This is a genomic window from Nocardia halotolerans (assembly GCF_042650145.1).
Lineage (GTDB): Bacteria > Actinomycetota > Actinomycetes > Mycobacteriales > Mycobacteriaceae > Nocardia > Nocardia halotolerans.
This window is the reverse complement of record NZ_JBHSDL010000028.1, coordinates 64,204-87,326: the sequence shown is the minus strand read 5'-3', so window position 1 is coordinate 87,326 and position 23,123 is coordinate 64,204. Positions and strand designations below refer to the sequence as shown.

Below are 23,123 nucleotides of genomic sequence, written 5' to 3'. Positions count from 1 at the left end.
GTCCGGTCAGCGGTTGGCGCGCTGGTAGGCGGTGACGACGGCGGCGCCACCGAGACCGATGTTGTGCTGCAGGGCGGCGGTCACGTTGTCGACCTGACGGGCGTCGGCGGTGCCGCGCAGCTGCCAGGTGAGCTCGGCGCACTGCGCCAGCCCGGTCGCGCCGAGGGGATGGCCCTTGGAGATCAGGCCGCCGGAGGGGTTCACGACCCACTTGCCGCCGTAGGTGGTCTGGTTGTCGTCGAGCAGCCGGCCTGCCTCGCCAGGAGCGCACAGGCCCAGGGCTTCGTAGAGCAGCAGTTCGTTGGCCGAGAAGCAGTCGTGCAGCTCGATGACCTGGAAGTCCTCGGCGCCGAGGTTCGCCTGCTCGTACACCTGCGCGGCGGCAGCGACGTTCATGTCGTAGCCGATGATGTTCTTGGCAGTGCCGTCGAAGGTCGACTTGAAGTCGGTGGCCATGGCCTGACCCACGATTTCGACCGCCTGATCGGCGAGGTTGTGCTTGGCGACGAAGTCCTCGCCGGCCAGGATCGCCGCGCCGGAACCATCGGAGGTGGGCGAGCACTGCAGCTTGGTCAGCGGGTCGTAGATCATCCGCGAGTCCAGGATCTCGTCCATGGTGTATTCGTCACGGAACTGCGAATACGGGTTGTTCACCGAGTGCTTGTGGTTCTTGAAGCCGATCTTCGCGAAATGCTCGGCGGTGGTGCCGTATTCCTTCATGTGCTCGCGACCGGCGGCACCGAACATCCACGGAGCCGGCGGGAAGAGCACTTCGGAGATCTCGGCCAGGGCCTGCATGTGGTTGGCCATCGGCTGCTCGCGGTCGTCGAAGGTGGTGCCGAGCGAACCCGGCTGCATCTTCTCGAAGCCCAGCGCCAGCGTGCAGTCGGCCAGGCCACCGCGGATCGCCTGCGCCGCCAGGTACAGGGCGGTCGAGCCGGTGGAGCAGTTGTTGTTCACGTTGACGACCGGAATGCCGGTCAGCCCGAGTTCGTAGACGGCGCGCTGCCCGGACGTGGATTCACCGTAGACGTAGCCGACGTAGGCCTGCTGCACCTCTTCGTAGGAAATCCCGGCGTCGGCGAGCGCTTTGGTGCCCGATTCGCGCGCCATGTCCGGGTAGTCCCACATGCTGCCGTCATCGTTGGACCGTCGACCCGGCTTCTCGAATTTCGTCATACCGACACCGACGACGAATACCCGTTGCGTCACAGGACAGTTCCTCTCCATAGCTTCAGCTATTCAGCTGTCCCCTATGACGCTATGAGCTCGGCCACCCTGCCACGAGGACTGCAACGGGCCTCCTGGGGGACCGAAACGAGCATCACCACTGGTACCGTACGAATCGCTCACCGATGCCGAAGGAGCCGAGTGGCGCACACGATTCCGATGCGGTTCTTCCGCGCGACCGTCGAATCGATGATGAAGCGCGGCCTCGATGTGGAGCAGGCGTTGCGTGGTGCGGGACTGGACTGGCGGCGCTACGCCGAGGACCGGGCCAGGATGACGCCCGAGCAGACCTCCGGGGTGGTCCGCGCCCTGTGGAAGCAGACCGACGACGAACTGCTGGGCTTGGGCCCACGGCCGGTGGCGCGCGGAACCCTGCGATTGGCCGGTCTGACCGTGATCCACACCCGGGATCTGCGCACGGCGTTGGCACGCATGCTCGAAATGGCCACCGTGGCCACCGGCATCCGCTGGACGCAGTCCTCGGACGAGACGGGGCTGGTGACGATCAGCAGTGAAACACAGCCACACGCCCGCATCGATCCGTTCGTAGCTTTCGCCCTGGCCGGTGGGGTGCACCGGTTCGCCGGATGGCTGATCGGAGCACCGATCATGTTGCGCTCCCTGGAGTTTCCCTTCGACGCCGAGTATCTGGCCGACGATTACGGGACCATTTTCGGTGTCCGGCCGACCTTCCGCGCGTCGCGGATCGCGATGTCCTTCGACGCGGCGCTGCTGACCAAACCGGTGGTGCGCGACGAGGCCGACCTCAAACGGTTCCTTCGCGACTCCCCCGGTGCGCTGTTCTACGCACACCAGCAGGTCGCGACCACCGCGGCCCGGGTGCGCACGATCATGGAACGCAATCCGAACGGGCCGTGGCTCGGCGCCGAGGAACTGGCCCGCCGGTTGTCGATCAGCGCGCCGCACATGCGCAGGCTGCTGCGCGCCGAGGGCACCACCCAGCGCCGGATCCAGGAGGAGATCCTGCGTGACCGCGCCGTGGAAGCCTTGGTGCACGGTGACGAGTCGATCGCGGATCTGGCTGCCCGCCTGGGTTATTCCGAGGCCAGCGCGTTTCGGCGGGCGTTCCACCGGTGGACCGGTAGTGCGCCGATCGACTATCGAACTACCCGGTCCGGCGATCCAGAGCGCTGAATCTTCCGCGAAAGAACACCGAACCAGGGATCAGCGTGACCGGGTCAGTACGGAGAGCGCGAGCCGGCGCACCGGATGGGGCCGGGCCGCCTCGACCATGGCCGCGCGATCGGTGAACTTGCGCCGCGGTCGGCCGGTCTCGGCACCACCGGAGCGTTCGGCCCGGTCGATCGCCGCCCAGCCGCGCGCGTCGACGGTGTCGGGCTGACGGTCACGCACCAGGCGGGTCAGCGCACTACCCGCGGCGCGTGGCGTGGGCAGCCGATCCGCGAGGAAGTCCGCGAGCAGGTTCGCGACAGTTTCCTTGGCGCACAATCGATTCGTGCCGATCACCCCCGAGGGGCCGCGCTTGATCCAGCCGCTGGTGTAGACACCCGTCAGCGGGTGACGCGACGCGCTGTCGATGACGCGGCCCGCCTCGTTCGGGACGGTGCCGGTGACCTCGTCGAACGGGACGCCCGGCAACGCGGTGCCACGGAAGCCGATCGAGCGGATCACCAGTGCGGTGTCGATGATCTCGGTGCGGTCGCCGACCCGCGCCCGCCGTACTCCGTCGGCACCGGCCGCCACCTCGGTCGTGGCGACGACGACTCCTTCGACGCGGTCGGCACCGACGATCTCGAGCGGAACGGTGCTGAAGCGCAAGATGATTCGTTTACGGCCGGGATCGGGTGCGGTGTCCGGCAGACTAGCCAGCAGGGCGAGCTTGCCGCGCACGGTCGCGTTCGACGCGGCCGTGAGCTCCGCGGTGAGATCCGGCGCGTCGACGACGACATCGACGTCGGCCAGCTGGGTCAGGGCGAGCAGTTCCGGTGTCGTGAACGCCGCGTCGGCCGCACCACGGCGACCGAGGATCACCACTTCCTCGACATTGCTCCGGCGCAGTGCGGCCACCGCGTGGTCGGCCATATCGGTCCCGGCCAGCTTGCCCGGATCGGTGACGACGAGCCGGGCCATATCCAGTGCCACGTTGCCGTTACCGACGATCACCACGCGCCGACCGGTCAGGTCCGGGTCGAGGTCGGCGTAGTCGGGATGACCGTTGTACCAGGCGACGAAGCGGGTCGCCGCGACCGAACCGGGCAGGTCCTCGCCGGTGATGTCCAGGCGCCGATCGGTGGCCGCGCCGTAGGCGTAGATCACCGCGTGATGGTGGTCCATCAGCTCGGCGTGGCCGACATGCTCGCCGACCTCGACATTGAGGAAGAGCCCGAAGCGCGCGCTCTGATCACGATCGAAACGGAACTGGTCGATCACCCGCTTGGTCGCTGGATGATCGGGAGCTACGCCGTGGCGGACGAGGCCGTAGGGCGTCGGCAACTTGTCGAACATCGACACCTCGACACCCGGCTGCCCCAGCAGTTCCTCGGCGCAGTACCAGGCGGCCGGACCGGCCCCGACGATCGCGACCCGCAGCGGCGCGCGACCGATGGTCACCAGCGGCGGCGCGTCCCGGTGGCGCCAGCCCGGCTGAATCGGGTTGTCGGCGTAGTAGGCGGCGTTCATCGCCGGGTAGGGCGCCTGGTCCGGGGTGAGCACGCGGTCGGACTTGATCGCGTCGACCGGGCACCAGTCCGCGCACGCACCGCAATCGATGCAGGTGCCGGGGTCGATGTAGAGCATTTCGGCGGTCGCGAAATTCGGCTCGTCGGGGGTGGGGTGGATGCAGCCGACCGGGCACGCCGCGAGGCAGGACGCGTCGTTGCAGCAGTTCTGCGTGATTACGTAGGCCATGTCAATCCTTGTGGGCGGCGAACAGCTGCTCGAGCTCGGCATCGAGGACCGGCGGGTACGGGTAGGCGCCACGGCCGTGGATGCGGGAACCGCCCCACGGGTCGGCGTCGACGAGCACACCGTCGACCGGGTCGTTGGCACCGATCCGCAACTGGATGGGCAGGTTGTTGCGCACATGCAGCGCCCGCAGTCGCGGCGACGGTGCGACCCGGCCGTACCAGCGGACGGTGTTCTCCACCGGCTCGTACACCGCGAGTAGGTGCACGTGCACCTCGTGGCGGTCGCCGTCGGCATCGATCAGCACCGCCGGTCCCGAGTAGTCCTCGTCCTCTTCTCGGTCGGTGAGGCGGGTGAACTCGAAATCGCCGAGGTTCGCGCGCCGGAGGCGACGCCAATACGGCTGAGACCGGGTCGAACGTTCGCCGCGGCGACCACCCACTGTCCACCCGGCGCCCGCCGGCTCTCGCCGCAGCTCCCGGTTGAACTGCGCCTGCACGTGCGCCTTGGGCTCGACGCGGGTGTACTCGCGTTCGTTCAACGCGACGAGCAGTCGCACGATGTAGCGGACCTGCGCCTCGATGACGAGCATCGCCATCCGATCGCCGAGGCCGGTATCGAGTGCGGTCAGCGCGAAGTAGTTCGGCACGCCGTTGGCCGCGATGCCGACGTAGGTCTCGGCTGCCTCGGCCTGGTTCGTGCCCTGCTGGTGGCGGAACGCCGCGGCGGCCGTCTCGTGATCGAAGGAGATGCGCGCGTGTTCGAACAGGCACGAGGCAGGCACGGCCAGATAGATCGACCGCCCGAGCCTTCCACCCAGCCCGGGCAGCGTGCGGCCAGGGGCACCGGTATGTGGCGGGCCGGTGTCCGCGATCACCGCGCGGGTGACGAATTCCTCACCGGCGCTGGTGCGCAACGTCCAGGTGTCGTCGTCGAAGACCTGCGAGACCACCTCGTCGTCGCCGTCCAGCACGGTCACGTTGTCGATGCCCGCCGCGCGCAGCGCACCGGCGGCGCACCGGCCGCCGAAACCCGCGCCGATGACGACGATGTCATGGCACGGGGTCGGCTGCTCGCTCATGCGAGGAAGCCGTACCGACGCCACATGAACCGGGAAACCGGGTTGAGCAGGCCGTTGTCCTCGAGGAACCCACGCAGGTCGGCGAAGGAATCGCGACGACGTGCCCGGGAGTGCTCGTTGGCGCGCGCCTGGCGGACGGCCTCGGCGACCGGCAGACCACAGCGCTCGTAGGCCCGCTTGTCCAGGAACATCCGATCGAGGATGAACGCGCCCGCACCGTTGGCCGTGGCACAGAACGTGCGCGACCACCACGGCGCCGTGCGCACATGCCTGCGCACGCCCTCACGGGCAAAGCGGATGTGGCGGGCTTCCTCGGCGATGTGAATACGCATGGTCTGGGCGACGATCGGCTGCAGTTGCGGGTGGTGCATGAACCGGCGCTGCACGTCGTCGATCACTTCCTCGCCACACAGCGCGGCGACATAGAGCATCAGACCCTTGTAGAACATCGGCAGGGCCTGTACCGACAGCGCCTGCGGCAGCGACAGCCGGTACGGCTCGGCGCCGATCGCGCTGACCATCTTGCCGAACATCACCATGTGGCGCGTCTCGTCGCCGAGTTCGGTCAGGGCGTAGTGCACGTGCGCGGAGGTGGGGTCCTGGTACAGCATGGCCCGCAGCAGGCCCTGGTTGAGGGTGTTCTCGAACCACACCGCGCGACTGAAGGTGTTGGCGACCTCTTGACGCGAAAGTTCCACGCGCTCACGGTGAGTCATCTGCTCCCACAGCGCGGTGCCGTAGAGGGTGAGCATCTCCGGCGGCATATAGAACAGGTCGGGGTCTTGCGCGGCGTCCCAGTCGATCTCGAGCAACGAGTTGTGCGATCGCCGGATCGATCCGTCGATCAGGCGGTCGGCGACCTCGTTGCGAGTTGTCGGTACTGACGACGTTGTCATGACATCCTCCTCATACAGCCACGAAAGGGCCCTGCCTAGAAAGATAGACACTTTCCAACTATCTGTCTATTGTTGCAGTCCGCAGGGTCAATGCCGACACCAGGAGCACAACATATGACCGAGCCAGCCGCAGATTTCGATGTCGTGGTCGTCGGTTCCGGATTCGGGGGCAGTGTCACCGCACTGCGGCTGGTGGAGAAGGGCTACACGGTCGCCGTGATCGAGGCCGGTCGCCGCTTCGCCGACCACGAACTGCCCAAGACGAGCTGGCATGTCCGCGACTACCTCTGGGCACCCAAGCTCGGCTGCTACGGCATCCAGCGCATCCATCTGCTGCGCGATGTCCTCATCGCGGGCGGCGCCGGCGTCGGCGGTGGCTCGCTGAACTACGCCAACACCCTGTATGTGCCGCCGGAGACGTTCTTCCGCGATCCGCAGTGGTGCGACATCACCGACTGGCAAGCCGAACTCACCCCGTACTACGCGCGAGCCGAGAAGATGCTCGGCGTCGTACGCAATCCGCACCTCACCCCCGCCGACGAGATCTTCCGGGCCGTCGCCGACGAGATGGGCATAGGCGACACCTTCACCCCGACGCCGGTCGGCGTGTACTTCGGCGAGCCCGGCAAAACGGTGCCGGACCCGTACTTCGGCGGTGCGGGGCCCGAACGCACCGGCTGCGTCGAATGTGGCGACTGCATGGTGGGCTGCAAGTTCGGATCGAAGAACAGCCTGGTGAAGAACTATCTCCACCTCGCCGAACAGGCCGGGGCGCAGATCATTCCGATGACCACCGTCACCGCGCTGCGCCCGCGCGCCGAGGGCGGTTGGGATGTCTCGACCGAGCGCACCGGCGCCTGGGTCCGCAAGTCGGCGCGGACCGTCACCGCGGGTCACGTGGTCCTCGCCGCGGGCACCCTCGGCACCCAGCGACTGCTGCACCGGATGCGCGATCAGCGAGTGCTGCCCGAACTCTCCGGCAAACTCGGCCGGCTCACCCGCACCAACTCCGAGTCCATTGTCGCCGCGGTCGGCATGAAGGTCGTGCCGGGCCGCGACCTCACCCGCGGTGTGGCGATCACCTCCTCTGTGCACCCCACACCCGACACCCACCTCGAACCGGTCCGCTACGGCAAGGGCTCCAACTTCCTCGGACTGCTACAGACGCTGATGGTCGACGGCGGCGGCAAGATCCCCCGCTGGCTGCGGTTCCTCTTCCTGGTACTGGCCCACCCGATGGCGATGCTGCGCGTATTCGATCTGCGCCGCGCCAGCGAACGCTCCATCGTCACCCTGGTGATGCAGCAGTTGGACAACTCCATCACCGTCTATTCCAAACGCGGCGTCTTCGGCCGCCGATTGACCTCCGAGCAGGGGCACGGCCAACCCAACCCGACCTGGATCCCGGTCGGCAACGAGTTCACCCGCCGCGTCGCCGACAAGCTCGGCGGACAGCCGCGCGGCAGCTGGGGCGACCTGGTGAACATCCCGGCGACCGCGCACTTCCTCGGCGGCGCCGTGATCGGCGCCGACCGCGAGTCCGGCGTCATCGACGCCTACCACCGCGTGTACGGCTACCCCACCCTGAGCGTCGTCGACGGCGCGGCGATCTCGGCCAACCTCGGGGTGAACCCGTCGCTCACCATCACCGCCCAAGCCGAACGCGCCGCCGCCTTCTGGCCTAACAAGGGCGACACCGACCCCCGACCCGACCAGAGCCTCGGCTACACCCCGGTCACACCGGTGGCACCGCAGTACCCCACCGTGCCCGCGGACGCGCCCGCGGCGTTGGTCGTGCTGCCGGTGCCGACCGTGCGCGGCAACCACGCAGACAGATCCGGTACGCCATCACGTACGGGATAGGCACGAGCGATGTCTACGTGGGCTGATGGCCCTGTCGCAATCGCGACAGCTCAGACCCTCAACCCGGATTCAGGTCGATCCCGGTCGGTGGGCGCAGGCGGTAGAGGGAGCCGGTCGACGCGGTGACGTACAGGGCGTGACCATCGCCGTCGGGGGCGATGCGGACCGAGGTCGGTCCCGGCGGGTAAGTGGGTGCGTGCAGACCTGTGCGGATGTCGCAGGTCGTTCCCGTGGCCGGGTCGTAGTGCGCGATCTTGCCCGCGAAGTTGAGCGCTACGTAGAGCTCGTCGCGGTCGGTGGTCGCGAAGTCGTCGGGTGCGTCGACGAGCGGTCCGAAGCCGCTGGGCAGTGTCGTGTAGTCGGCGGGCGTGTCGAGCGGGACGCGATAGAAGGCGCCGGTCGCCGAATTCGACACATAGACGGCGGTGTGGTCGGGGCTCAGCGACAGGCCGTTGGAGCTGGGTACCGGCGCCCAGTTCGGGGTGAACGTCGCCGTCGCGGGGCTGTAGCGCGACACCCCGGTGCCTGCGCCGACCACGACGGCCCAGCTGAGCAGTAGGTCGCCGTCGGGCAGCAGGAGCAGGCCGTTGGGGGCGGTGAGTCCTTCGACGAGCACCTCGACCGCGCCGGTGCCGAGATCGAGCCGGTTGAGCGCGCCGGTCGGCAGATTCAAAAGGTTGGCTTCGACGCTGTCGCCGGTGAGGAAGTACAACGTGGAACCGAGCAACCGCAGGCCGGCGGGTGCGTGGAGCCCGGTGGCGACAGTGGTCACGGTGTGCTCGGCGTCGAGGTGATAGATCACGCCGCGTTCGACACCCGCCAGGTAGAACCCGCCTGCGCCGTCGGGCTCGAGATTCTCCAGCTTGCCGAGACCCGAAACCACTTCCGAGGATTCCCACACCGCACCGCACGGTGAGGGTTGAGCCGAGGCCGATGTGATCGCGAGCAAGGGTGCTGCCGCAAGCGCGACGCAACACAGGATACGCGCCACCACCGAACCGCGAACTCTGTCGTTCATGAACGAACTGTACGTCGGGGTTCCGCCGGCCGCAGGACGGTCAATGGCAACCCCGTCGACGAAGTGGACGTCCGTGCGTACCAGCAGGCCGTGCCCCTGACAGCCCGGTACGAGACGGGTGGGCACCGGTCGGGGACTCGGATGCGAGCCCCTGCGGGACAACCGGAACGTTGCCGAACCGCCTGTTGCCGATAGCATTTGCACGCTCGGTTATAGCGCGATCGGAGGGGGTCAGGTGTCGGGGCTTCGCAGTGGTGAGGTATTCGCCGGATATCAGATCGAGAGAGTTCTCGGCCACGGCGGTATGGGCACCGTTTACCTGGCCCGGCATCCTCGACTGCCGCGGCTGACCGCCCTCAAGCTGTTGAACCCGGAAATGTTCGCCGACACCGAGATCCGGTCCCGATTCGAGCGGGAGGCCGACCTCGCGGCGCAACTCGAGCACCCCAACATCGTCTCGGTGTACGACCGTGGTGTCGAAGACACGGTGCCGTGGATCGCGATGCGGTATGTCGCTGGTACCGACGCCGCCTCGCTCGGAATCGTCGATCCCGAGCGGGCAATGCGCATCGTCACCGGTATCGGCGCAGCACTCGACCATGCCCACCGGCGCGGGGTGCTGCACCGCGACATCAAGCCGGCCAACATCCTGTTGGACCAGCCCGGATCAGGCGAGCCCGAACGAGTCCTTTTGACCGACTTCGGCATTGCAAGGTCGCATGACATGCGTGGATTGACCCGGACCGGGACCTTCACCGCGACCCTCGCCTACGCTTCACCGGAACAGTTGGCCTCGCTGCCGCTTGATCACCGCTGTGATCAATACTCACTGGCGTGCACTTTGTTCACCCTGCTGACCGGTGATCCGCCCTTCACCGCAAGCAACCCGGTCGCGTTGATCGACGCCCAGATGCGGCAGCCACCGCCCCCTCTGAGCAGCCGACGTCCGGACCTGCCTGGCCATCTGGACGCCGTACTCGCTCGCGCGCTGGCGAAACGACCGGAGGCTCGCTTCGCCAGCTGCGCGGACTTCGCCACAGCAGCGGCAGAAGCGCTACGAACGCGCGGGGCGCCGACAGTGGTGGCCGCACCCACGCCGATCATGGCGAGGCCGCCGGTGCCGGTGTGGCCGCAGCATGCACCCGCAGACCAGTTCATGCCACCGAACCAGAGCCGAGCCGCGTATCACCCATCCACTCCACAGCGGAGACCCCGTCGGAGCTGGCCGGTCGTACTCGGTGTTCTGCTGCTGGGTCTCGTCGGCATCGGCGCGACCTTCGCCGGCCTCGAGATCTGGGACCGGCTCGCGTACGGACCCGCAGCCATCGAGGCGGCATTGCCGGCCGAACTCCGGCAGGCTTCCAGCTGCAGCGTAGCCAAATACGGCGGGCTCACCTGCAAGATCACGGGTGGGGATGCCATGCTCGTCAGCGGTACACGGACCGGCGAGCTCACCTTTCACGGCACCATCCAGCGGGCGCCCGCACAACACGTCGACAATATCCGCCGAGGCATCAGCGTGTATGTCGGTGAACTGATCGACCAGGGTGACACCGTCGCGAGAATCCCGTCGAACGCCGCCAATACGGGGGTGTACTGGTCGAATGCCGACTCAGGTCTGGCCATTTCGGCCGACGGCTTCAAAGATGTCGAGGCGGCGCGCACCTTTCTGGCACTTTCGGGTCTGATCAACTGAAGCCGGGATCGAGGCGCGCGGCGATCTCGTCGAGCCACTCCCGTCCCAGTCGAGGCTGCCCGAACGCAGGTCCTTCAACAGATTCTCGACCCAGCGCAGTTCGGCTTCGGTCATCGCGCGCAGGTACTCCTCTTCCAGAAAGAGCAGCCGGGGCAGTCCGATGCGCGATGCGGTATCGCCATGAGCCTCAGCGGCCGGGGCGTACGCACACTGTGTGACTGTGCGGCGCGCGTCCACTATCGTCCGAACCGATGACCACAGACATCGACAACATCCATTTGGGCCGCGCCATCGACCTCGCTCGGCGGGCGGCGGCTGCCGGTAATCGGCCGTTCGGCGCGGTGGTGGTGGACGACGACGGCGACGTGGTGGCCGAGGGCGAGAATGCGGCGATCACCTCCGGGAATCCGACCCGCCATGCCGAGCTGGCGGCCATCGCCGACACCATCGGCGCCGGTTACGGGCCGCATCTCGTCGGCGCGACGGTGTATGCCAGTGGCGAGCCCTGTCCGATGTGCGCGACGGCCATGGTGCTGGCCGGCATCACCCGCATCGTCTTCGCCGCCGCTACGGCCGACTTCGCGCCGTACCTGCCGCCGGGCGGGCCGATGTTCACCTTGACCTGCGCTGAGGTGGCGGAGTCCGGGGGTGTGCCGGTGGTGGTGGAAGGGCCGGTTCCGGTGGCTGGTGCGCTGGAGGTTTTCGCCGAGTACGCGGCGGCCCGTTGAGCGCGCAGGCGCCGGTGCGCTTCGCCCCGGTGCACCGGGGCGAGGCGTCGCGTTCGCAGCGTCAGCGCGAGTAGTCGCGGAAGGTCATCACGCCGCCGACCATGATGACCACCACCGTGAGGATGTACACGATGACGCGGAACCACGTCGGGCCGTAATAGGTGACCGCCATCGACGCACCCAGCGCCGCGAGAATCATCACCACTCCGTAGAACGGTGTGCGTTGTTCCCTGTCAGCCATTCCTCCAGTGTCCGCCGTCGGCGCAGCGGGTGCCATGCCCGCCCTCCCCCTTTTCGCGACCGGTTCATCCGCCGGCTACCTGACCGCTACCGGGTTGCGCGACGATCGCCGGGTTCCCCCGCCTGTGGGGACGAGTGCGTTTGCTAGGAGTTGGATGTTGGCCGGAATGAGAAAATGGCGTCTGGGTGCGGCGGTCGCGACGGTGGCGGTGCTGGCCGTGGCCTGCGGGGCCGACGATTCGACCGGTGGTCCGGCGGCCGCGCCGGGGTGGGAGCGCGATGCCGCGACCAGTTACCACCGGCTGGCCACCTACCCGATTTTCGAGAACCGGCCGGATGGCAGCGATGCCGAGGCGCAGACCTCGGCGGAGATCTCGGCGGTCACCGACGACGGCCGGACGCTGATCTACACCGACGCCGGTGGCAAGCGGATCGGTTTCCTCGACCTGAGCGACCCGCGGCAGCCCAAGGGCGCGGGCACGGTCTCGCTGGCGCAGCTGGGGCACGACGACGATCAGCCGACCTCGGTGGCCGTGGTGGGCGAGTATGTGCTGGTCGTCGTGGACAGCAGCGGCGGCGACTTCGCCGCGCCGTCCGGGCGCGTGGATGTGGTGCGTATCAGCGACCGCACCAAGGTGCACAGCATCGATCTCGGTGGTCAGCCGGACTCGATCGCGGTGAGCGAGGACGGCGAGCACGCCGCCATCGCCATGGAGAACCAGCGCGACGAGTCACACACCCCGCCCGACGGCGAGGAGGGCGATCTGCCGCAGGCGCCCACCGGGTTCGTGCAATTGCTCGATCTCTCGGGTGCGCCGGACAAGTGGTCGGCCGCGCAGGTGCGCCTCGACGAGAATGCCGCACGAACTGCCGGTCTGGCCGCGCCGGAGGACCTCGAGCCCGAGTACGTGAGCTTCAATTCCCGCGGCGAGGTGGCCCTGTCGCTGCAGGAGAACAATGGGATCGCGATCATCGACGCCGCCACGGGCGCGGTGCGCACGATCTTCTCCGCGGGTAGCACCGCAGTCGACGGTGTCGACGTGCAGAAGGACGGGCGCATCGATCAGACCGGTTCGGTCGACGAACAGCCCCGCGAACCGGACACGATCGCCTGGATCGGTGACGATCATGTGGCCACCGCGAACGAGGGCGACTGGAAGGGCGGCACCCGCGGCTGGACCATCTTCGACGTGAAGACCGGCGAGGTGGTCTGGGACGCGGGCAACTCCTTCGAACAGCTCGCGGTGCGCGTCGGCCTGTTCAACGACTCGCGGGCGGGCAAGAAGGGCACCGAACCCGAGGGTCTGGCCGTCACCGAACTGGACGGCAAGCCGGTGGTGCTCGTGGGTTCCGAGCGCAGCAACTTCGTTGCGGTGTACGACGTTTCGGACGTGAAGAATCCGGTGTTCCGGCAGGTGCTCGCCACCGGCGTCGGTCCCGAAGGCATCGTGCCCATCCCCGCGCGCAACCTGCTGGCGATCTCTTCGGAAGAAGACGACGCGGAAGCCGGTGTGCGCGGCACGATTTCGATGTTCGGTTTCGGTGCCGACCATGCGGGCGCGGCGACACCGGAATTCCCGTCGGTGGTCTCGGCCGATGCCGAGGGCGTTCCGATCGGCTGGGGTGCGCTCGGTGCGCTGAGCGCCGATCCGGCCGCCGCCGACCGGCTGTTCACCGCCACCGACATCGCCTACGGTCCGGCGCGCATCCTGGGAATGGATGTGTCGGTGGCCCCGGCCGTGATCGACACCGAAGTACCGGTGACCGAGCAGGGCAAGCCGATCAGCCTCGATATCGAAGGACTCGCGGCACGGCAGGACGGCGGCTTCTACCTGGCGGTGGAAGGCAAGGACGGGCCGGGCAACGAGCTGGTGCGCGTGGCCGGTGACGGTGCGATCGAGCAGCGGATCGCGTTGCCCGCCGAGATCGCCGCCGGGTTGGGCAAGCAGGGCCTCGAAGGTGTTGCGGTCCAGGGTTCCGGTGAGGAGGAGACCGTGTGGGTCGCTGTGCAGCGTGAGCTGAAGGGCGATCCGGAGGGTGTCGCGCGGATCGGCAAGTACGTCGCGAAGACCGGCGAATGGCAGTGGTACGGCTACCAACTCGACCGCACCGACGTCGACGGCGATTGGATCGGCCTGTCCGAGATCGTGGTCGACGGCGACTCGTTGCTGCTGCTCGAACGCGACAAGCTCAACGGCCCGGCCGCGGCACTGAAATCGGTGACCCGGGTGCAGATCCCGACCGAGCCCGGCGTCACCGGCACCACAGCGCCCGCGGTCCTCGCCAAGACCGAGGCCCGCGACCTGCTCCCCGACCTGCGGGCCACCAATGGCTGGGTGCAGGAAAAAGTCGAGGGCCTGACCATCGCGGGCAACGGTGAGCTCTTCGCCGTCACCGACAACGACGGCCTCGACGATGCCACCGGCGAAACGGTCCTGCTCCGTTTGGGCGCACTGGACTGATCGACCCCGAGGGCAGCGCCGACAATGCGTCGGCGCCGTCCTCGATCCACACAGCCTGCCCCGGCCCCGTGGGCCCACCGGTGCGCGACACAGGCGTTCCCGGGGTCTGAGCAGGATGCAGTCCTCAGCTCTCGAACTGACTCCGAATGGCCGTGAACTGGTCTTTCGCCTCCGCCAGCGAAGCGCCTACCCAGATGAACTTGCCGAAACTGTCGTCGGCCACCCAGGTGCACACAGCGGCCGGACCGCTGTCGAGTTCACCCGTTCCGCACTGCGCGATGCCGCCCGAGGACCCCGCGTCGACCCGTGTCGCGTCCGGTGGTGTGGTGCCGAGCGCGTCGGCCAACAGCAGGTCGAGGTTGGTCTCCGGATTCTTCAATTTCGAGGCCACCACATGGACCATGAGCTCGGGGTGCCGACTCGTGCCACCGTAGGCGGCGGCCACCGACTCGACGTCCGCGCTGTAGCTGTTCTTGGCGGCCGCGAGGGCGCGCTGGATCTCGGGGTCGGTGAGTCGCGCAAGCCCTTGGACGACATCGGGTTCGGTCAGACGCACCGCGTCACTGTCGATGCCGAACAGCGGTTTCAAGTGGTTGAGGCCACCGCCGGCGAGGGTCAGCCCGATCACCGCGCCGACCGCGCTCGCGATCAGGATCCACCGATTGCGGTGAATCATGGAGCGTTGATCGGGGTTCGGCGGTTCGGTGTTGTCCATCTGGTGTCCCTTCGTGCCGGCTACATCCAGACCCTAACCGCCCCATCGCGTTTCCGTACTTTTCCGGAGACCACCGCAACTCGACGTGAATCGAGTTGCGCGCGTGGGCCTTTTGCGGCATCCTTGAACGAAGGTGAGCCGGGAAGACTGGTCGGCATCTCGAAATTCATGCGAATTCGAGGTTCGTTCGACGTGGGGAGATTTCGGTGCACTTCGTGGGGTTTCATATCGATCATCGCGGCGATTCTCATGTGGCATGCCTGCCCGTGATCACTTCGCCGCCGCGTGGGTGAATTTCTTGCCGCGACCCTGAGCTTTCCCACCGCGCTGTTCAGCTTCGCGCTGCTCGTTGTCGTCGGTTTCTGGCTGCTCGTGCTGGTCGGCGGTGCGGAGACCGAGCTGCTCGACGGCGAGGAGTCCGGCACCGCCGTGGGTGGTTTGGACGCGCTCGGGCTGGGTGGTGTGCCGGTGACGGTCGCGATCACCGGCTTGGTCGCCCTGTCGTGGTTCGCCAGTCTCGTCGGCACGGTCGCGGTCACGGCGATCGGGCTGTCCGGGATCGCCGCACTGTTCGCCGGAGTGTTGGTGCTGGTCGCGGCGGTGGTTGCCGCCGTCGCCGGTACCCGGCTCGTGGTGATCCCGTTGCGCCGCTTCTTCCGTGCCGACCGGCAACCGTCACGAGACGATTTCATCGGCCGGGTGTGCGTGGTGCGCACCGGTCGCGTAGACACCGAGTTCGGTCAGGCCGAACTCACTTCCGCCGACGGTTCGTCGGCACTCATCCAGGTCCGGCTCAGCACCACGCACGCCGAGACCGCTCCCCTGAGATACGGGGATTCCGCTGTCGTCTTCGAATACGACCCGGCCACAGACACGTTCTGGGTGGCCGCACTGGAGGGGAACTGATGTCAACCATCGCTATCGGAGCCGGCGTGCTGATCGCACTGCTGCTGCTCGTCGGACTCGCCGTCGTGTTCCTCGTGAGCCGGCTGTTCAAAAAGGTCAGTCAGGGTCATGCTCTGATCGTTTCGAAGATGCGCAAAGTCGATGTGACTTTCACCGGCGCGGTGGTGCTGCCGGTGCTGCACAAGGCTGAACTCATGGATATCTCGGTGAAAACCATCGAGATCGCCCGGGTGGGCCGCGACGGTTTGATCTGCCGGGACAATATTCGCGCCGATATCCGCATCACCTTCTTCGTGCGGGTGAACAAGACCGTGGAAGACGTGATCAAGGTGGCCCAGGCCATCGGCACCGCCCGCGCCAGCGACCAGGCCACGCTGCAGGAACTGTTCAGCGCCAAATTCTCCGAGGCGCTCAAGACCGTCGGCAAGCACCTGGACTTCACCGACCTCTACACCCACCGCAACGAGTTCCGTGACCGGATCATGGCCGTGATCGGCACCGACCTCAACGGTTACAGCATCGAAGACGCGGCCATCGACTACCTCGAGCAGACGCCGCTGATCCAGCTCGATGCCCAGAACATCCTCGACGCGCAGGGTATTCGCAAGATCACCGAGCTCACCGCCATCGAGCACGTGCGCACCAACGAGTTCCGTCGGCACGAGGAAAAGGAGATCACGCGCCAGAACGTGGAGGCCCGCGGCGCCGTGCTGGAACTGGAGCGCCAGCAGGCCGACGCGGAGAACCGGCAGCGTCGTGAGGTCGAAACCCTGCGTGCGCGTGAGGAAGCCGAGATCCTGCGGGTGCAGGCCGAGGAACGGCTCAAGGCACACGCCGCCGCGATGCGCACCGACGAAGCGCTGGGCATCCAGTCCCAGAACAAGGATCGGGAGATCGCCGTCGCGGAGAAGAACCGCGAGCGGGTGATCGCCATCGAATCCGAGCGCATCGAGAAGGACCGCCAGCTCGAGGTGGTCGACCGCGATCGGGCGGTGTCGCTGGCCCAGATCGGCAACGAGCGGGAGCTCGAAACCGAGCGGCGCACCGTCGCCGAGGTGGTGCGCGAGCGCGTCGCGGTCGACCGGACCGTTGCCGAGCAGGAAGAGAAGATCAAGGGGCTGCGGTCGGTGGAGGCCGCTGAGCGCGAGCGCCAGGCCATCATCATCCGCGCCGAAGCCGAGGCGCAGGAACACCTGGTCAAGGACATCAAGGCCGCCGAAGCCGCGGAGGCCGCGGCGAAGTTCCGGGCCAAGGAGTCGATGACGCTGGCCGAAGCCGAGGTCGCCGCTTCGGAACTGCACGCCAAGGCCAAGATCCGGCTCGCCGAGGCCACCCAGGCCGAAGCGGCCGCCGAAGGGCTGGCGCAGGCGCAGGTGCGCGAACGCGACGCCGACGCGATCGAGAAGGTCGGCCGCGCCGAAGCCGCGGTGCTGCGCGAACGCAACACGGTCGAAGCCGACGGCCTGCGCGACAAGCTCAAGGGCGAGGCCGAGGGCCTGCACGAGAAGGCCGCGGCCATGGCCGTCCTCGACGACGCGACCCGCGAGCACGAGGAATTCCGGTTGCGGCTGGAACTGCAGAAGGAGGTGGAGCTGGCCACCGTGCAGGCCCACCGCGACGTGGCCCAGTCCCAGGCCGACGTACTCACCGCCGGACTGCAGAACGCCAAGATCGACATCGTCGGCGGGGAGTCGATGTTCCTGGACAAGCTCGTCGGTTCGATCGGTCTCGGCAAGGGTCTGGACCGGCTGCTGCACTCCGATACCGGCACCGCGGCCACCGCTGTCGTCGGTTCGCTGCTGGCGCGCAACGGTGCCGAACCGGACAAGACCGATGAGGCTGCCGCGCTCGGCCTCCTGCTGGACAAGTGAGCGCGCCGCAGCCGCGGCACATCTCGGCCGGGACCGATTCGTCGGCCCAGGGTGCCGCCCTCGACGGCGGCACCTACGAGGTGCTGCGCACTCGCCTGCACGAACAGGCGAACGAACTGGCCAGGCGCTGCGAGGAACTCAACGAGCGCCGGATCGCGGACTTCGGTGGCATCGAGCTGGCGCTGGTCGGCACCGAACACATCCGTACCGAGCACAACTGCGTGCCGCGCGACATCGTGGCGATCGACGACGGCCGGATGTTGTTCGGCTACAACGTCTTCTTCGGGCTGAAGCCGCAGACCGAGGTCGGTGACGTGTTCGCCGCGCACCGCTTCCACCGCGACGGTGACGAATTCGGTTTCCACGCCGCCGAATCGACAGGCCTGCTCGACGACCCGCGCTTCGAGCGGGACTTCGCCGAACTGTACCGGTACTACACCCAGACCAAGCTGCTGCAGTTGCGCAGGCTCGACGGCCGGATGCTGGCGGTGTTCCAGACCGGGCAGCGCACCGACGACATCAAGGTGCTGCGCTGGCAACTCGACCCGGCGGGCGCGGTGCGGTATCTCGACAACCGGGGCGAACGCGACCACGTGTTCCCGCCCGCCCACGAGTTCGCATGGACCGAGACGACCCGCGACGACCAGGTGTCGGGCCGCCACCCGCATCTGTCGATCCTGGGCAAGGTGTTCGTAGAAACCCTCGGCGGCACGCTCACGGTGAAGGTGGAGAACAGCACCGAGACCGGCACGGGCGTCTACGCCGAACCGGTGGACGAGCCGTTGCAGAGCCTGGCCGACGCCGATGTGTACTACGCCGAGGTCGGTGCGCTCATCCTGTTGCGCATCCGGCCCTACAACGAGACCGTCTGGCGGCACCTGGTTTTCAACACCAGGACCCGAACGGTGGTGCGGCTCGACGGGATCGGGCTGTCGTGCCGGTTGTTGCCCGAGGACCAGGGCATCGTCTTCCCCGGTGGCTACTACCTCGAGACCGGCGTCCACAAGACCTTCGACACCGCGATCGACGACCTCGAGTACGAGCGCACGGTGCGCGCCGCCAACGGGGAGGACGTGCTCTACGTCTTCCACGCCCGCAACGAGGGCCGCACTCTGCTGCTGTCCTACAACATGATTCGCAAGCAGGTCGCCGCGCCGATCACCTGCCACGGGTATTCGCTGTTCGACGACGGCACCATGGTGGTGTTCCGGGCGATCTCGGCGGAACCGACGCGGGTGCACACGATGCAGGTGTGGCAGACCCCGTTCGTCGCCGACACCCACGCGGCGCGCGCGCCCGCGCACAACGGACCGCTGGCCCGGATCGGCAATGCCGAACTGGTGCGCGGGCTGTCGGACTGTCTGTCGGTGACTCGCATGGTCGCCGACATGGCCGCCACCACCGATGTGTTCGAAGCCATCATCGCCGCGTGTGTGCGCACCGCCGATCACCACCACTGGCTGACCGACCCCGAATTCGGAGAACTGTCCGAGTCGCTGACGGCGTTGCGCGCCACCTCCGAACAGGTCGTGGACGAGTTCACCAAGGTCCAGGCCAGGACGGCTCAGGCCGCCGGCTCGGTGAACGCCGCCGCCGAACAGATCGCCACGCTGGTACGCACCGGCGGCGGGCACGCGAGTGCGCAGGGCTGGGTCGATGAGCTCACCGCCCTGCGCCGCGCGGCGGGACAGGTCGAGACCCTGCGCGAACTGCGCTACGTCGACACCGGCCGACTCGACGAACTGGCGAAAACAGTCGCCGGCGCGCTCGACGGCGCCAGCCACAGCTGTGTGGAATTCCTCAGTGACCCGGGGTCTTTCGACGACTACTCCCGTGCGATCGAGGAAACCCTGGAACGCGCGTCGGTGCTCGGCACCGTCGCCGAAGCCGCCCCGATCCAGGACTGGCTGACCGAGCAGACCGATGGCTTGCAGACCGTCATCGACGTGGTCACCGGCCTCGACATCGGTGACGCGACGCTGCGCACCGGGATCCTCGAACGCGTCGCCACCGTGCTGGCCGCGGCCAACCGGGCCAGGGCGACCGTGCAGGCGCGGTGTGCCGAACTGGCGGCGGCCGAGGGGCGTGCGGAGTTCGCCGCCGAATTCGCGCTGCTCGGGCAGGCGGTCACCAGCGCGCTCGCGATGGCCGACACCCCGGAGGCGTGCGACGACCATGTCGCGAAACTGCTGCTGAGCATCGAGGGGCTCGAAACCCGTTTCGGCGCGTTCGACGACTTCGCCGAACGCATCGCGAGCAGCCGCGACGACATCTACGAGGCCTTCGCCGCCCGCAAGCAGAACCTGCTCGACGAGCGGTCCCAGCGGGCGCGCCGGTTGCTCGACTCCGCGCAACGCATGCTGTCGAGCATCGAACGTCGCAGCAGTGCCCTGGCCTCGCTCGACGAGGTGAACGCCTACTTCGCCGCCGACCCGATGGTGCTGCGCCTGCGCAGCACCATCACCGACCTGCGCACCGCGGGCGAAGTGGTCTCGGCCGAGGAGCTCGACGGCCGCGTCAAAACGGTGCGCTCCGAGGCCGGGCGGGTGCTGCGCGACCGCCGCGACCTCTACGCCGACGGCGGCGAGACGATCCGGCTCGGGCAGCATCGGTTCGCGGTCACCACGGCGAAACCCGAGCTCGCGCTGGTGCCGCACGAGGACTCGCTGATCTTCGCGATCAACGGTACCGACTACCGGGCACCGCTGCCCGCGGCCGAATTCGGTGCCGATGAGGCCGCGCTGTGGTCGCAGTTGCTGGTCTCGGAGACCGCATCGATGTACCGGGCCGAATTCCTCGCGACCTCGATCCTGGCCGACGTGGAGGGAGCGCCGGCCGAGATCGCGCAACTGCACGAGGCCGCGGCGGCGGGAACACTCGATGCCGTGGTGCGCGAAGTGGCGCGGCAACGTTATGACGAGGGCTACCAGCTCGGTGTGCACGACCACGACGCCACACTGATCCTGCGGGCGCTGCTCGAATTGCACGCCGCCGCTGGGCTGCTGCGCTATCGTCCGGTCGACCGGGCGGCAGCGCAGCTGTGGTGGCTGTTCGGCGGAGACGACTGGCAACCGCACGACCCCGGCACGCGCGCACATTGGGTCACCCGCATCAGCTCCACCGCCCGTGCCGCCGAGCTCTTCGCCGACCCCGCCGCGCGGGCCGACATGATCCAGGAAATTGCCTGCGCGATAAGCGACTTCATCGCCCGACTCGGGTTGGCCGAGGTCGACGTCCACTTGGCGGCGACCTACCTCTTCCACGAAATCGCCGACCCTACCGCGGGATTCGTCACCGCCGCGGCCGCTCGCGAACTCACGGCCGGATTCCGCCGGCATCTCGAGGCGGCACATCCGGGCGCCTACGCCGACTTCCAGCGCGACATCGGCTCGCTCGACACGGACTTGCCGCGCCGGTATCACCTGGTCACCACCTGGTTGCGGGCGTTCACCGAACGTGCCGGTGTGGCAGAGCATTCGGAGTACCTGGTCGAGGCTGTCGTGATCGAACTCGGCGGTGAGCAGACCGCCCGCTACGACTGCGACGCCGAACTCGCCACCAGCGTCGCTGGGCTGCTCGGTGCGCATCCGCGCATCGACGGGCAGGTGCTGCCGGTGCGCCTGGCCGAACTCACCGCACGCGCGCAGCACTTCCGCACCCACACCGTTCCGGCGTTCCGCACACACCTGCACCGGCGCAACGAGCTGCTCGCCGCCCAGCGGCAGCAATTGCGACTCGACGACTACAAGCCGGCCGTCATGAGCGGATTCGTCCGCAATCGGCTGCTCGACGAGGTCTATCTGCCGTTGATCGGCGACAACCTGGCCCGCCAGCTCGGCACCCCGGGCGAGGCGAGCGGGGCGGTCCAGTCCGGTCTGCTGCTGTTGATCTCACCGCCGGGCTACGGCAAGACCACGCTCATGGAATACGTGGCGGCGCGGCTGGGCCTGATCTTCGTCAAGGTCGACGGGCCCGCGCTCGGCAATGCCGTGCACTCCCTGGACCCGGCCGCCGCGCCGAACGCGACGGCCCGCCGCGAAGTCGAGAAGATCAACTTCGCCCTGGAACTGGGCAACAACGCATTGCTCTACCTCGACGACATCCAGCACACCTCCCCCGAACTCCTGCAGAAGTTCATCTCGCTGTGCGACGCGCAACGGCGCATCGAAGGCGTCTGGGAAGGCGAGCCCCGCACCTATGACCTGCGCGGGAAACGCTTCGCGGTCTGCATGGCCGGCAACCCCTACACCGAACAGGGCAAACGTTTCCGTGTCCCGGACATGCTCGCCAACCGTGCCGATGTGTGGAACCTCGGCGATGTGCTGTCCGGCCGCGACGACCTGTTCGCGCTCAGCTACATCGAGAACGCGCTGACCACCAACCCGGTGCTCGCACCGCTGTCGGCCCGCGAACGCGGCGACCTGGAACTGCTGCTGCGCCTGGCCGGCGGCGACGACACCGTGCAAACCGATCAACTCACCCACCCGTACTCCCCCGCCGAACTGTCCGACCTCACCTCGGTGCTGACCAAACTGCTCCACGTGCGCGACGTCGTGCTGGCGGTCAACCGGGCCTACATCGCCTCGGCCGCCATGACCGACACCGCCCGCACCGAACCCCCCTTCCAGCTCCAGGGTTCCTACCGCGACATGAACGGCCTCACCGGCCGCATCGTGGCGGTGATGAACGACACCGAACTGGAAACCCTGATCGACGACCACTACCGCGGCGAAGCCCAAACCCTCGCCGCCAACGCCGAAGCCAACCTGCTCAAATTGGCCGAACTCCGCGGCCGCCTCACCCCCACTCAAACCACCCGCTGGACCGCCGTCAAAACCGCCTACGTCCGCGACCGAGCCCTCGGCGGCAACGAAGACGACCCCATGATCCGCGCGATCGGTGGCCTCGGCCTGCTCGCCGACCGCCTCACCGCCGTAGAAGCAGCCATCCGCGGCGTCGCCGAAAGCCAACCCACCGGCCATCACGCCGCCCACCGAGTGATCCGGCAGCAGTGACCCGGTCACCGGAGGTCTACGAGGTGATCGTCGAACTCGGTGGCCGCTCATTCGCCGGCGACAACCGCTGGCGCATCGCCGCCGGAATCGTACTGCTCCTCATCGCCGCGCTGTGTGTGGCGAACGTGCGCGACGCCTTGGGGTGGGCACAGGGCGTTGCCTACGTCCTCGGCGCGACCACCGCCGCGGTACTCATCATCGTGATCGCGGCGACCGCTACCGAGATATCCGGTCCACGACAGCAACTCCAGGCCGAAGCCATCACGAAAGCGTCCGGATACACGTTCCTCGCCGGCCGCCCACTGCTGGACTCCGGCGATCCGTTCCAGAACGAGCCCGTCCTGGTCACCCGGGACGGCGTGGTCGCGCGCTGCGTCTTGTCAGCGTGGCGGTTGCACAGCAAGACCGGCGAGTGGCAAGCCGAGCTGTCGAAGAACTGGCGCCACAACACCCGAACCCAGAAACTCCAGCTCGAGTGTCCGCAGCGCACAGCCGGTTCGTGATGAACCCGGTCGC

General features: G+C 67.7%; 16 protein-coding genes. 9 read left to right on the top strand and 7 right to left on the bottom strand.

Annotated features, from left to right (window positions below; genetic code table 11):
* Positions 1-6: 6 nt before the first annotated feature.
* Positions 7-1,230 (bottom strand): lipid-transfer protein, encoded by a 1,224-nt coding sequence (locus ACFO5K_RS22525; RefSeq protein ID WP_378566508.1) that lies wholly within the window; start codon positions 1,228-1,230, stop codon positions 7-9.
* 141 nt (positions 1,231-1,371) lie between these two features.
* Between ACFO5K_RS22525 and ACFO5K_RS22520 the strand changes: the two genes are divergently transcribed.
* A complete protein-coding gene (locus ACFO5K_RS22520) occupies positions 1,372-2,385 on the top strand; it encodes an AraC family transcriptional regulator (protein ID WP_378566505.1) in 1,014 nt (337 codons plus the stop codon).
* Positions 2,386-2,415: 30 nt separating this feature from the next.
* On the opposite strand, the gene ACFO5K_RS22515 is transcribed toward ACFO5K_RS22520, so the two are convergent.
* The 3 genes from ACFO5K_RS22515 to ACFO5K_RS22505 are packed head-to-tail and all read right to left on the bottom strand — an operon-like array spanning position 2,416 to position 6,093.
* Positions 2,416-4,119, bottom strand: coding sequence for an FAD-dependent oxidoreductase (locus ACFO5K_RS22515; RefSeq protein ID WP_378566502.1), 1,704 nt, complete (start codon positions 4,117-4,119; stop codon positions 2,416-2,418).
* Between the two features lies 1 nt (position 4,120).
* A complete protein-coding gene (locus ACFO5K_RS22510) occupies positions 4,121-5,197 on the bottom strand; it encodes a DUF4873 domain-containing protein (RefSeq protein ID WP_378566499.1) in 1,077 nt (358 codons plus the stop codon).
* Positions 5,194-6,093, bottom strand: a complete 900-nt coding sequence (locus ACFO5K_RS22505) for an AurF N-oxygenase family protein (RefSeq protein ID WP_378566496.1) — start codon at positions 6,091-6,093, stop codon at positions 5,194-5,196. Before ACFO5K_RS22505 ends, ACFO5K_RS22510 begins: the two co-directional genes overlap by 4 nt.
* A 114-nt stretch (positions 6,094-6,207) precedes the next feature.
* Here ACFO5K_RS22505 and ACFO5K_RS22500 point away from each other — a divergent pair, with 114 nt between their 5' ends.
* Positions 6,208-7,956, top strand: coding sequence for a GMC family oxidoreductase N-terminal domain-containing protein (locus tag ACFO5K_RS22500; protein ID WP_378566493.1), 1,749 nt, complete (start codon positions 6,208-6,210; stop codon positions 7,954-7,956).
* Positions 7,957-8,014: 58 nt separating this feature from the next.
* On the opposite strand, the gene ACFO5K_RS22495 is transcribed toward ACFO5K_RS22500, so the two are convergent.
* A complete protein-coding gene (locus tag ACFO5K_RS22495; protein ID WP_378566490.1) occupies positions 8,015-8,974 on the bottom strand; it encodes an SMP-30/gluconolactonase/LRE family protein in 960 nt (319 codons plus the stop codon).
* Positions 8,975-9,092: 118 nt separating this feature from the next.
* Between ACFO5K_RS22495 and ACFO5K_RS22490 the strand changes: the two genes are divergently transcribed.
* Positions 9,093-10,670, top strand: a complete 1,578-nt coding sequence (locus ACFO5K_RS22490; protein ID WP_378566487.1) for a serine/threonine-protein kinase — start codon at positions 9,093-9,095, stop codon at positions 10,668-10,670.
* A 251-nt stretch (positions 10,671-10,921) separates the two neighbouring features.
* Positions 10,922-11,398, top strand: coding sequence for a deaminase (locus tag ACFO5K_RS22485; RefSeq protein ID WP_378566484.1), 477 nt, complete (start codon positions 10,922-10,924; stop codon positions 11,396-11,398).
* A gap of 61 nt (positions 11,399-11,459) precedes the next feature.
* Here the strand turns inward: ACFO5K_RS22485 and ACFO5K_RS22480 are convergent, their stop codons facing one another.
* Positions 11,460-11,639 carry a hypothetical protein gene (locus ACFO5K_RS22480; protein WP_378566481.1) on the bottom strand — a complete coding sequence of 60 codons (180 nt, stop codon included), beginning with the start codon at positions 11,637-11,639 and terminating at the stop codon, positions 11,460-11,462.
* A 166-nt stretch (positions 11,640-11,805) separates the two neighbouring features.
* Here ACFO5K_RS22480 and ACFO5K_RS22475 point away from each other — a divergent pair, with 166 nt between their 5' ends.
* Positions 11,806-14,100, top strand: coding sequence for an esterase-like activity of phytase family protein (locus ACFO5K_RS22475; RefSeq protein WP_378566478.1), 2,295 nt, complete (start codon positions 11,806-11,808; stop codon positions 14,098-14,100).
* A 124-nt stretch (positions 14,101-14,224) separates the two neighbouring features.
* Here ACFO5K_RS22475 and ACFO5K_RS22470 read toward each other — a convergent pair whose 3' ends face one another.
* Entirely contained in the window at positions 14,225-14,815 is a 591-nt protein-coding gene (locus ACFO5K_RS22470; RefSeq protein WP_378566475.1) for a hypothetical protein, read from the bottom strand.
* A 285-nt stretch (positions 14,816-15,100) separates the two neighbouring features.
* Between ACFO5K_RS22470 and ACFO5K_RS22465 the strand changes: the two genes are divergently transcribed.
* The 4 genes from ACFO5K_RS22465 to ACFO5K_RS22450 are packed head-to-tail and all read left to right on the top strand — an operon-like array spanning position 15,101 to position 23,110.
* A complete protein-coding gene (locus tag ACFO5K_RS22465) occupies positions 15,101-15,721 on the top strand; it encodes a hypothetical protein (protein ID WP_378566472.1) in 621 nt (206 codons plus the stop codon).
* On the top strand, positions 15,721-17,592 hold the full coding sequence (locus ACFO5K_RS22460) for an SPFH domain-containing protein (protein ID WP_378566469.1): 1,872 nt from the start codon (positions 15,721-15,723) through the stop codon (positions 17,590-17,592). The genes ACFO5K_RS22465 and ACFO5K_RS22460 overlap by 1 nt, the downstream gene beginning before the upstream one ends.
* Positions 17,589-22,607, top strand: coding sequence for a DNA repair ATPase (locus ACFO5K_RS22455; protein WP_378566466.1), 5,019 nt, complete (start codon positions 17,589-17,591; stop codon positions 22,605-22,607). The genes ACFO5K_RS22460 and ACFO5K_RS22455 overlap by 4 nt, the downstream gene beginning before the upstream one ends.
* The gene (locus ACFO5K_RS22450; protein ID WP_378566463.1) at positions 22,604-23,110 is read left to right on the top strand and encodes a hypothetical protein; all 507 of its coding nucleotides are present in this window, start codon (positions 22,604-22,606) and stop codon (positions 23,108-23,110) included. Before ACFO5K_RS22455 ends, ACFO5K_RS22450 begins: the two co-directional genes overlap by 4 nt.
* Positions 23,111-23,123: the final 13 nt, after the last annotated feature.